10 protein-coding genes and 1 pseudogene are annotated in these 10772 nt (G+C 38.7%); 4 read left to right on the top strand and 7 right to left on the bottom strand.

Going from position 1 to position 10772, the window contains the following annotated elements; genetic code table 11:
- Window positions 1-188 precede the first annotated feature (188 nt).
- Window positions 189-759: pseudogene (locus RFW85_RS05660) on the bottom strand (TetR/AcrR family transcriptional regulator).
- Window positions 760-846: 87 nt separating this feature from the next.
- On the opposite strand from RFW85_RS05660, the gene RFW85_RS05655 reads away from it, so the two are divergent.
- A complete protein-coding gene (locus tag RFW85_RS05655; protein WP_170249085.1) occupies window positions 847-2061 on the top strand; it encodes an oxygenase MpaB family protein in 1215 nt (404 codons plus the stop codon).
- 68 nt (window positions 2062-2129) lie between these two features.
- Here RFW85_RS05655 and RFW85_RS05650 read toward each other — a convergent pair whose 3' ends face one another.
- The 4 genes from RFW85_RS05650 to def form a co-directional block, all read right to left on the bottom strand.
- Window positions 2130-2336 carry a hypothetical protein gene (locus RFW85_RS05650; RefSeq protein ID WP_005072046.1) on the bottom strand — a complete coding sequence of 69 codons (207 nt, stop codon included), beginning with the start codon at window positions 2334-2336 and terminating at the stop codon, window positions 2130-2132.
- A gap of 53 nt (window positions 2337-2389) precedes the next feature.
- On the bottom strand, window positions 2390-4504 hold the full coding sequence (locus RFW85_RS05645; protein ID WP_170249083.1) for a TonB-dependent copper receptor: 2115 nt from the start codon (window positions 4502-4504) through the stop codon (window positions 2390-2392).
- Between the two features lie 72 nt (window positions 4505-4576).
- On the bottom strand, window positions 4577-5002 hold the full coding sequence (locus RFW85_RS05640) for a DUF2946 family protein (RefSeq protein WP_086394857.1): 426 nt from the start codon (window positions 5000-5002) through the stop codon (window positions 4577-4579).
- Between the two features lie 46 nt (window positions 5003-5048).
- Complete coding sequence (gene def / locus RFW85_RS05635) at window positions 5049-5579, bottom strand: peptide deformylase (RefSeq protein ID WP_002114101.1); 531 nt, start codon at window positions 5577-5579, stop codon at window positions 5049-5051.
- Between the two features lie 122 nt (window positions 5580-5701).
- Here def and RFW85_RS05630 point away from each other — a divergent pair, with 122 nt between their 5' ends.
- From RFW85_RS05630 to RFW85_RS05620, 3 genes are read left to right on the top strand one after another with little or no spacing between them, the layout of a single operon-like run.
- Window positions 5702-6856, top strand: coding sequence for a LysM peptidoglycan-binding domain-containing protein (locus tag RFW85_RS05630; protein ID WP_170249081.1), 1155 nt, complete (start codon window positions 5702-5704; stop codon window positions 6854-6856).
- 20 nt (window positions 6857-6876) lie between these two features.
- Entirely contained in the window at window positions 6877-8010 is a 1134-nt protein-coding gene (gene dprA, locus RFW85_RS05625; protein ID WP_309171234.1) for a DNA-processing protein DprA, read from the top strand.
- A gap of 51 nt (window positions 8011-8061) precedes the next feature.
- Entirely contained in the window at window positions 8062-8631 is a 570-nt protein-coding gene (locus tag RFW85_RS05620; RefSeq protein WP_005072030.1) for an L-threonylcarbamoyladenylate synthase, read from the top strand.
- A gap of 392 nt (window positions 8632-9023) precedes the next feature.
- Here RFW85_RS05620 and RFW85_RS05615 read toward each other — a convergent pair whose 3' ends face one another.
- Together RFW85_RS05615 and RFW85_RS05610 are read right to left on the bottom strand one after the other, a co-directional pair.
- Entirely contained in the window at window positions 9024-9944 is a 921-nt protein-coding gene (locus tag RFW85_RS05615; protein ID WP_081309703.1) for a DMT family transporter, read from the bottom strand.
- A 104-nt stretch (window positions 9945-10048) separates the two neighbouring features.
- The gene (locus tag RFW85_RS05610; RefSeq protein ID WP_170249077.1) at window positions 10049-10702 is read right to left on the bottom strand and encodes a TetR/AcrR family transcriptional regulator; all 654 of its coding nucleotides are present in this window, start codon (window positions 10700-10702) and stop codon (window positions 10049-10051) included.
- Window positions 10703-10772: the final 70 nt, after the last annotated feature.

The raw sequence follows: 10772 nt of genomic DNA, 5'->3' as shown, positions 1-10772 counted from the left end.
TTTTTCAACAAGTTTCTATCTGCATCACCGCCGATGGATGTGCATTATAGAGGATTACCAACCCTTTGCAAGCGAAAATTAAAAATTAATGACTCGAGCGTTTACTTTTAAACCAAAATTCCAATTAACATATTGTTTTATATAAATAATTATTTTAATTTTTTATTTTTGGCTTAAATAAGCCAGTATCATGTTCGATAATTCACGTTTAAGTTGTTGTTCTGAGATAAGAAAATTGCTCTGACTTACATATCGCATCATCGTAAAAAGCGTACTATTAATAATTACAAAGGATTTATGCTTTACCTGTTCGAAGTCCCACTGATGAGGATTTCTACTGAATGTATATAGCCCTACTTCAAAAAAATGCTTTTCTAAAATCTGAGCAGCTTGCGAATGACTATAGTCATGCCAATGTTTCAATACTTCTATAAAAAATCCATGATCGGCTTTTAATGCATTAAATCCCAACTCTATTGCTAAGGGAATGAGCAGCTCTAAAGGAATATTTCCTTGTCGCACAACTAATTCTTTAAGTTGATGTCCTAACAGTTCGCTTTTACGGCGTAATAGTTCTTCTATGATTTGATCTTTATTCTCAAAGTATTGGTAAATCGACCCAACACTTACTCCAGATTTCTCTGCAATTTTAGGCGTCGTCGTATGTAGTAATCCATACTGGGCGATACACTGCTGTGTTGCCTCTAAAATATGGTCAACAATAATTTTTGAACGCTGTTGCTGTGGGGCTTTTCTCATCGTTTTTTATTCGTTAAATGCGAATTGAATGCGAATAATTATTCATATTAGCCTATTTATTATTCAGTTCAATAAATAAGTAACGATATGCAAACGATTAGCCCGACTCGACTTGCTTCTTTTAATGACATGCAAGACAGTAATTTCTTTACTCAGTTTTTAAATATCTGTTGTGAAAAACCTGTACAACCAAACTATACGGAATATGTGTCTTTACAACGTGCTCTTTATGAAGGGGACGTTGAAATGGATAAGGTGATTGATTGGGTTATGCAAAATCCCAAAGATCACCGCATGATTTTTGAGAAGATATTATTTCAAGGCCGCGATGACCTATCTGAGCCTATACCTACTGAGTTAGAAAATTTCTTTAATTACATTGAACAAAAGCCTGAATGGTTAGATCAGCGTCAAATTGATGAGGCTGTTAAATTTACTCATCGTTTAGGAATAAATAATGGTTTTATTCTTAGAGATTTATCCTTAATGGCGGGATATTTATATCCGGGATTTAATCAGCCGCTAATTTTAACGGGAGCATTAAAGAAACAAGCGGGTACACGTTTAGCTGAAACCACAAAATGGTGGGTTGATATTACTGAACCTCAAGGACTTGAGCGTCTAAGCGCAGGTTTTACATCAACGATTTATGTTCGTTTTATTCATGCACTCGTTCGCCGACAATTAAAAAAGTCTGATCGTTGGGATAGCGAGGTTTGGGGAATTCCTCTTAATCAATTTGATTTAGCTATGACCAATTTGGCTTTTAGCAGTGTAGTTTTACTCGGTATTAGAGCCTTAGGTGTATGGCCGACCAAACAAGAAGCCAAGAGTTTTTTACATTTTTGGCGTTATGTTGGCTGGTTGATGGGTATTGATGAAAAATGGCTTATTCAATCTGAATCTGAGGGTTGGAGGTTACTTTACTGGATGCAGTTTGCTCACCCTCGCTCCGATCACAGCAGTGTTGAGTTAGGATCAAGCTTATCTAAAGAGCCTTTTGAGAGAAAATATCTGCATTTACGCTCTTTGCAGCAGAAGCTTGCTTATCGACAACATTTAGAACTTACCCAATTTTTTATTGGCAAGAAGAGAATGAAACTACTCGGATTGCCTCAGCAGTCGGCTTCATGGTTTGCTTATTATCTGATTGTGCGTAATTCACTACTTTATAATGGTGCAAAGCTTTCACCAAAAGTTGAAAAGTTTTTATCTAAATCAGGCCGTAATATACAAAAACTTGGCTTAACGCTTTATCAGAATCAAGGTAAGGCAAAAACCTTAGCGAGTATGCATCAATAATTTTTAAAACCTAAAAAACAAAAATGGAAGCCCGTTAATTAGACTTCCATTTTCAAATACTAAGGAACTTATTGAGCTGATGAACTATGCATTTCAGCGTGATTCATTTGCTCGTGTGACTCCATCATTTGCTTCTTTTTTTGACTTGGCATGTAGTCAGGTTCATTGTTGATTGCCAAGTAAAAAATAATCATAAACAATAAACTCAAGATAGAAGCCACAATAAGTAACTTCCATCCCCACCAAGATTGTTCAGGTGATAATTTATTAGTCATTTCATTTCTCTCTTTAAATTAATATTTTCAGTTCATTTAATTCGCTAAGCTTTTTAAAACTTCATGCTCATACGGACCCAGTAGTTTCTTCCGATATTGTTGAACTGCTCTTCACTAGCAAATCCAAAGCCTGCACTACCCGCTTTATTTAAGTGTTCGGTATAGATCTTATCTAATACGTTATCAATGCCAACAGAGACATCGATATCTTTACGAAGGTTGTAACTTCCGTTTAGAGAAAGAGTCGAGAAACCTTTACTTGGTTTTAGGTCATATCCCACGATATTACCCTGATGTAGACTCACACGGTTTTGCTCAGCCACAGCTCGCCATAATAATCCTAAATTATATTTATCAGCCACATAGCGAATATTTAGGCGACCTTCTAAAGGTGAAATTTGAGGTAGTGGTTTGTCATCTGTAGTGTTTTTACCCCATGCATACATCGCACTCAAATCTGCCTGAATATGATCGGTAAATTGATATCCAACACCCGCTTCCGCACCTGCGATGGTTGCATCGACATTCTTAGCACCCGCAGTAATATCATGGCTCATATCATGCCCACCCATTCCAGTACTTGGGTGATGGTGATAACTCATTAAAATGTAGTCATCAACCAAACCAGCATAAGCAGAAGCCCATGTGTTTAATGCGCCATGCTGTTGCTGGAAACCCAGATCCAACTGTAATGTTTTCTCAGGATTCACACCGTTAAAAGTATTAGTTGAACCAGCGTTACCATGTTTAGGCGAGAAAAGTTCCCAATAATCAGGCATACGCTCTACATAACCTAAACCAATATAGCTTTTTAGGTCATGCTCAGGATGTTGATTTTCCCAACGGACAAATGCACTCGGTAAAGTCTTTTCAAGTTTAGTATTAAAACCTTTTGCTTGAGAATCAGCACGCTCATCTTCAACTGTTACTCGATCTAAACGTGCACCTGTAACCATTTTGTTGAAATCGTTCCATTGATAGCCGAGTTCGCCAAAAGCACCATATGATTGAAAACGCATATCTTGGCGATATGGAATATTCATAGAAGGCATTGTTGGCGATGACATGCTACCGCCATGTTTATTAAATTGAGAATCAACGCCTGTGATCAAACTCCATTTGTTCCATTCAGAAGTCATTGCCAAACGTGAGTTTAAGGTACGGCGTGTCACTTGCATTGCCATTGGATTCGGCATCAGCATGGTCATACCACCATGATTCATTTCAACTAATGGCGGGGTACGTAAGCTAAAGTTATCCATAATATGGTCGTTATAGCTGTAGTTCACCTGCCCTTCAATTTTCTTAATGACATCAGTGATATTTTTCTTTTCGAAACGCAGCCCTAAGCTTTCACGCGCAAACTGAGATCCGTCCATTGAACGTCCAGCATAAAGCGATTCACCATCAGATTTTCCACCAGTGAGTTCGACCCACGTGTTTTCATCTAGAGTAAAGCCCAGCGCTACATCAGCATTCCACTTTTTCCATGCTGATGGCACGGTATTGCCACCACCATCTTGATAACTATTCGATTCTGAACGGTTAGCATTTAAACGAATATATTTTTTCTCATCGCCAACGGCCGCTTCAACATTATGATCAATACGTCCAAATGAACCTAGCAAGACACTCGCTTGACCGCGATAAGGTTTTTCAGAGGTGAGCTTCTCAGGCTGACGCTCAAAAAGGACTGTTGCAGCAGAACCTGTATTGGCATATTGAACAGTTTGCGGACCTTTAATAACAGAAATACGATCATAACTTTCTGGTGAAATATAAGAAGTTGGAGCATCCATACGGTTTGGACAAGCACCTAAGTTCTCAGTTCCATCCGTTAGAATTTTGATGCGTGAACCAAACATACCTCGGAATGTCACATCACCATTGGTTCCACCGCTTTGTATGGAGTTAAACCCCATAATACTTTGTAGGTAGTCTGCACCATCTGTAGCAGGCACTGGCTGAATGGGTTGCTTTGGGTCTGCATGTACAATCAGACCATTTGCATCGTTGCCTTGTTGTGCTGTAACAACAATAGGTGCTAATGAGTGAAGCACTTTGGTATCGGCATCATTTTTTTCTGAATCAGCAAAAACTAGCCCCGAATGAGAGACAGCAAGCATCGCAACCCATAAAGGTTGTAGTAAAAATTTAGAATGTGGCATTTTTATACGCTCTAAAACATAAATAAAGTGATATCGAAGTCAGTTAAGACCCCAACAAAAAATTGCTTTTATTTATGCAAATAGAGGTGGTGCACGCCCTTGCGGGAGTAGAAAAAGTCGCTGTAGTGCAAAGTAGACGTGTCTAAATGCTTGTTGATAAGCGACTAAGCGGACTTGTATGCGGACTAAAACTTCTTTTACGCCAAATTCAGGTGGCAAAACCAGATTGGCATAGACGGTACAATATTGACACTGGTGATTTGCATCATGATGATCATGTTGCTCAGAAGCTTGTGCCTGTTCAATATGATGTTCATGATGTGAATGCATGGCATGTGACATGGTTTCCATCTGTGCTTTAGGTTTAAGCAAAGCGAGGGTAATAGTTTCACAGACCGGAGCAATTTGATACTGCTTCGGTAATAGCGGCTGTAGAAATACCGCAACCTGTAAAAATACTGCTGCACATGCAAGCAGTAAACCACTACGGAAAACCAAAAATCACATCCACACTATATTATTAATGTTTCAAGAATAGAAATTTTTAACGTTTTACTGCAACTTTTTCACGCTCACGTTGACGAACAACTTTTTCGACTTTTTCTCGAGCACGCTGACGTTTAAGTGGCGACAAATAATCCACAAATAATTTGCCATTTAAGTGATCCATTTCATGTTGGATACAAACAGCGAGAAGTCCATCAGCTTCTAACTCAAATGCTTGACCTTCAAGGTTAATTGCCTCAATTTTCACACGTGACGGGCGCTCAACTTTGTCGTATATTTGTGGCACCGATAGGCAGCCTTCTTCGTACTGCTGCTTATCTTCTGTCAGTGGAGTTATTTTGGGGTTAATGAAAACCATAGGGTCATCTTTAGATTCAGACAAATCTATGACGATAAGCTGAATATGACGATCGACCTGAGAAGCTGCTAAACCAATACCGGGTGCCGCATACATGGTTTCAAGCATATCTGCTGCAAGTTGACGAATTTCATCAGTAACTTCTTCAACAGGCTTAGCAATGGTACGAAGACGGGGATCAGGAAAACTTAAAATAGGTAATAAGGCCATACTGACGTCCTCACTTATGCCATTGATTGAAAAACCAAATGAAGGAAATACTTCATCGAAAAATTGTGTGTTAGCCGCCTATTATAACGCATCTGCACGCATAATTTTTAGGAATTATCATAATGAAAAAGGTTTTTGACGGCATGGTTCAATTTCATGCTTTGGGGATAAAAAAGCATTTACTTGCTTTAGCACTTTTTACAGGGGTTGCATTCGGTACAGTAGCAGAGGTTTATGCTGCTAGTCCAAACCATAATCCACCCTCTCTTAAAAGTAATGCACCACATGTCTACGTTGTAAAACGAGGAGATACGCTATGGGATATTTCCGGTCATTTTCTAAACAAACCTTGGCGCTGGCCTGAAATTTGGGCAAGCAACCAACATGTTAAAAATCCACACTGGATTTATCCAGGTGATCGATTACTGTTATGTAGTTTAGATGGCCGTCCATTGGTTGGAAAAGATGAGGGAGATGGCTGTGTCGGCATTATTCGCCGTTACACAGGTCAAATGACAAATTTGCAACCTCAAGTTCGTGTGGAGTCACTTAACAATAACGTACCTGTTATTCCTCTTGAACATATCAAACAATGGTTAGAACACAGCACAATTTTGCCAGCCGACGCAATTGAACACACTCCTTATATTGTTGGTACTGCTGATCAACGCGTGCTTGCGGCAAAAGGTCAAACTATTTATGCGCGCGGACAAGGTTTAATTGATGGTCAACGTTATGCAGTTTATCGTGAAGGTGAACCTTATTATTTCACAGACAGTAAAGGTAAAAAGCATAGTCTAGGTATTGAGCTGCAACAAGTTGCTTCAGGGATTGCGATCTCTTCTGAAAAAGACATAACAACGCTTGAGTTAACTGATAGCTACAATTCCGAAGTACGTCGTGGTGATCGGGTGATGCCAGAAGAAGAGGCAACCCTACCTACTTTATTTTATCCAGTAGACGCTACTCAGATGACCGATGGCGGCAAAATTATTCGTGTAATGGGATCAATTGGTACTGCTGCCAAAAATAGTGTAGTGACTTTGGATAGAGGTACTGTACAAGGTATTCAAGTAGGACAAGTTTTTGATATTACGCAACAAGGTGAAACCATTCGAGATCCTAAAACCAAAGAACCAATACAGTTACCAGGACAACAAATTGGTAGTCTGATGGTCTTTAGAACTTTTGATCAGTTGAGTTATGCCTACGTATTAGAAAGCGATTTACCAGTTAAAGTTGGTTCAAGCATTCAGCCACCCCGCTTTAATGATTAATGCTGGATGTACCTTTTACAATGCTTACTCAACTTTCTTCACACCATTACCACACGCTTAAAGTGTGGTATTTGGTGCAACACTCTTTAGTCAGCTTTAAAAAAATTGTCGATTATTTTGGTAGCTGTGAAAAGGCGGTCCAACCGGCTGGATTATCTCAATGGCGCAATCTCGGGTTACATGCTAATCACTTAAAACGCGTAGCTGAGTTTCAAACCGCTCAAGGTCTAGCTCAGTTTGAAAAACTAATTCAACAGATCCATCAACATACTGACTTTATTTTAACGAAAGATGACTCAGGCTATCCCACTCAGTTATTACCTTATACAGACCATCCACCTATAATTTTTGGAAAAGGCCAAGCTCAAGCTTTATTGCAACCGCAAATTGCGATTGTAGGTAGCCGAAAACCAAGCCCCCATGGTCGTCAGGTCGCTTATGATTTTGCCTATTACTTAAGTGAAAAAGGTTTTTATGTGAGTAGTGGCTTGGCATATGGCATTGATGAAGCTGCTCACCAAGGAGCATCAGCACATCAACGTACGATTGCTGTGACAGGAACAGGTTTAGACAGTACTTACCCTGCTCAAAATAAAAAACTTGCAGAACATATTTTGGCTCAAAACAGCGCCATCATTACTGAGTTTTTGCCTGGAACACCTCCATTACAACAGCATTTCCCACGTAGAAACCGAATTGTCAGCGGTTTGAGTTTAGGCGTGTTAGTGGTAGAAGCTACATTAAAAAGTGGTTCTCTCATCACTGCGAACAAAGCTGCCGAACAAGGTAAAACTGTATTTGCCATTCCTGGTCATATTTACAGTGAGTTTCATCAAGGTTGCCATCAACTTATTCGCGAGGGAGCAATTTTAGTCGATCATCCTGAACAAATTATTGAAGACCTTGCTTTACCCACTCAATGGCAAAGTCAGCAACAAAACTCCACCGAGGAGGCTGTAGTTTCTAGTACCCCAGAAATTCCTGAGCATTTAGTTAACCTTTATCAGTCTTTAGACTGGGTAGGACAAAATATTGATCAGCTTGTTTTACATCACTCTCAGCCTGTTGCAGAACTCACCTCTTCACTGATGGAACTAGAACTACTTGGTTTATGTATGCAACAATCAGGATTGTATTTACGTTGTCGCTCTTAGTATTGGAGTGCACAATAGCAATTCTGTCTGATTGAAAGGAAGAGTATTAACATGATTACCACCTCAGTTACCGAAGCAGCCGAATGTTTACAACAAGGTCAAGTTTTGGCATATCCAACTGAGGCAGTTTGGGGACTAGGTTGTGACCCTTTTAATGAGCAAGCTTTTCAAAAGATTCTTGAGTTAAAGCAAAGGCCTATTGAAAAGGGTGTAATTTTATTAGCAGGTCATATTAGCCAAGTCGAGCACCTGCTAACTTCTCTACCACAAACAACCCAACAAGAAATTATTGATTGTTGGACTAATCATCAACCTTCAGAAAGAGCAACAACCTGGCTATTACCAGCCGGTGAACATATTCCTTCATGGATTAAAGGTGAGCATCCTCTTGTCGCTGTTCGAGTCACTACACATCCTTTATGTGTGGCATTATGCAATGCTTTTCATGGCTTTATTGTCTCGACTAGTGCGAACCCAAGTGGACAAGAACCTGCGCACTCACTACAGGATGCCTGCCAATACTTTGGTTCACAATTAAACTATCTGAATGGTGACTTAGGCCAGAGCCAACAACCAAGCCGAATCATTAACGCTCTTACCAGAGAGATTATTCGCGCCTAATTTCAAACAAAAAAAAGCTCAGTTATATAGGGATAACTGAGCATAAAAAAGGATGGGTATATACCACATCCAGAGGGTTTGGATATCTGTAGAACAAAAGGTAATTTACAAAGAAAAGAGCGCCTTTCGTAGTGGCAGCTATTATGTGGTAAGAGGTTCAATGAGAGAAATATATTATTTCTCTAAAAAAAGCATGAAAAGTGTAGGGAATTTGCGGTTTTTTGCCTATAAATTAAAATTATATTAATATTTTTACTCGGCTTTTTTAATATTTATATTACAACCTATTTCTATAAACTATTTATAAATCATATAGAAAAACTTTAACTAAGAAAAAATTGGCATATTTTTATGAGTTTTTTTCAAAATATGCCATAGTTTTTTTAGCAACTTTAGTTTTGTTCTTGCACTAATTCGCTCTTTTTAGGACTCACCTTCTTCTGAGCCATAATGATACCAATTAAAATAACAATCCCACCTAACGTATGATAAATGGTCCACTGCTCAGACAACCAGACGCTTGCAATAACTGCTGTAAAGACAGGTACCAAGTTCATAAAAATACTTGTTCTATTAGGACCGAGTTGTTGAACAGCTAACATCCAAACTAACGGCGCAATAAGTGAAGCAAATACACCCGCATAAATAGCACTTGGTGCATTTTGTACATTTAAAGCATCAAGTCCAAACCAGAGAATTAAAGGAATATGAAATATGACAGAAAATCCAATCTGAACATATAAGCTTGTCATAATTGGTAGAGGCAACTGCCATTTTTTAAGAAAGACACCATAAAATGCATAGAAGAATACGGCAATAATCATCAAAGCATCACCAAGGTGTCCGCCACCACTTAAAAGCTTATTAATATTTCCTTGGGACATGACATATAACAAACCTGCAAAAGATAGAATACTGCCAAAAACTGCAAAGCGATTAGGCACATCTTTTAAAATGGCAAGCGAAACAAAGATCGTAAAGATGGGAATAAATGCATTCACAATTCCCATATTGGTTGCACTAGTATAATGGGCAGCCGTATAAGCTAAGCCTTGATAAAGCACCATCCCAAATGCACTTAACACAGCAAGCTTAGGTAAATAGGGTATGACTAGTCGTCTTTGTCTCCACACAGACATAAACATAAATGGAGTCAAAATAATAAAAGCGATTAACCACCGATAGAAGCTAATACTTACTGGCGAGATATAATCCGAGACATAGCGGGTGACTACAATATTTAAAGACCAAATCAATACTGCCAAAATGGGAAAAATAAACGCCCATTTGTGATATTTCATGACCTGACTCATAGTAATACACCATCTACAAAAGAGATTTTATTTTGAAGAATGTCTTAATAAATTGAAATATCGTATTTCCGACATTGATATTGAACTTAAGACATCATCTTTTTTTAGAATAATCTCCAAGCTTTCATGGCATGTTCTACAACTTTATGTAATTGATCTGTACTGGCACCGTCTCTTGCCTGAATGGTAAGGCCTTGAATGACAGTGGCATAAAAGTCTGTCATTTCTTGTAGAGGAGCATTAGCTGGCAAATCACCCTGCTCAACACCTTGTTTGAGACGCTCCAATAATTTTTGTTTGGTTTTTATGCGCTTGTCTAATAGGTTCTGCTGCACATCTTGAGTTGCATCAGAACAATTCATGGCAGCAACCACCAACATACAACCAGCTGGTTTATTGGGTTGAACCAGTCGTTTTACGTTGTCATAAAGATATAACTCAAACGCAATTTTTGTAGTTTTTGCTTCTAAAAAGATGGTCTCGATAGGACAGGCTTCATGAGCCAAATAGTAATCAATACTTTTATAAAACAGCCCCGCCTTATCACCAAAGGCACTGTATAGGCTTGGTGCTGTAATTTCCAAAGCTTGCGTTAAATCACTAATAGACGTTGCTTCATAGCCATGCTCCCAAAAGAGCAACATTGCTTTTTGCAGAACCTCTTGTTCATCAAAGCATTTAGGACGTCCGCGCTTTTTTTTCAGCGTATCTTCTGCAACAGCTAAATTCGTTTCATGCCTATTTGTCATAAAGATCACATCTATTTTTATAACAATCGTTATTAAATTAATTGACGTTCGATTTTTTATCAACTATTTTATTTTCATA

It is taken from the genome of Acinetobacter sp. 12966 (assembly GCF_031196995.1).
Taxonomy (GTDB): Bacteria; Pseudomonadota; Gammaproteobacteria; order Pseudomonadales; family Moraxellaceae; genus Acinetobacter; species Acinetobacter geminorum.
The sequence above is the reverse complement of the archived record's forward strand: the minus strand, read 5'-3'. Positions and strand labels throughout refer to the sequence as shown.

Coding starts and splice junctions, on each gene's coding strand:
- RFW85_RS05655 (WP_170249085.1), top strand. CDS start 847: ATGCAAACGATTAGCCCGACTCGACTTGCTTCTTTTAATGACATGCAA.
- RFW85_RS05650 (WP_005072046.1), bottom strand. CDS start 2,336: ATGACTAATAAATTATCACCTGAACAATCTTGGTGGGGATGGAAGTTA.
- RFW85_RS05645 (WP_170249083.1), bottom strand. CDS start 4,504: ATGCCACATTCTAAATTTTTACTACAACCTTTATGGGTTGCGATGCTT.
- def (WP_002114101.1), bottom strand. CDS start 5,579: ATGGCCTTATTACCTATTTTAAGTTTTCCTGATCCCCGTCTTCGTACC.
- RFW85_RS05630 (WP_170249081.1), top strand. CDS start 5,702: ATGAAAAAGGTTTTTGACGGCATGGTTCAATTTCATGCTTTGGGGATA.
- dprA (WP_309171234.1), top strand. CDS start 6,877: ATGCTTACTCAACTTTCTTCACACCATTACCACACGCTTAAAGTGTGG.
- RFW85_RS05620 (WP_005072030.1), top strand. CDS start 8,062: ATGATTACCACCTCAGTTACCGAAGCAGCCGAATGTTTACAACAAGGT.
- RFW85_RS05615 (WP_081309703.1), bottom strand. CDS start 9,944: ATGAGTCAGGTCATGAAATATCACAAATGGGCGTTTATTTTTCCCATT.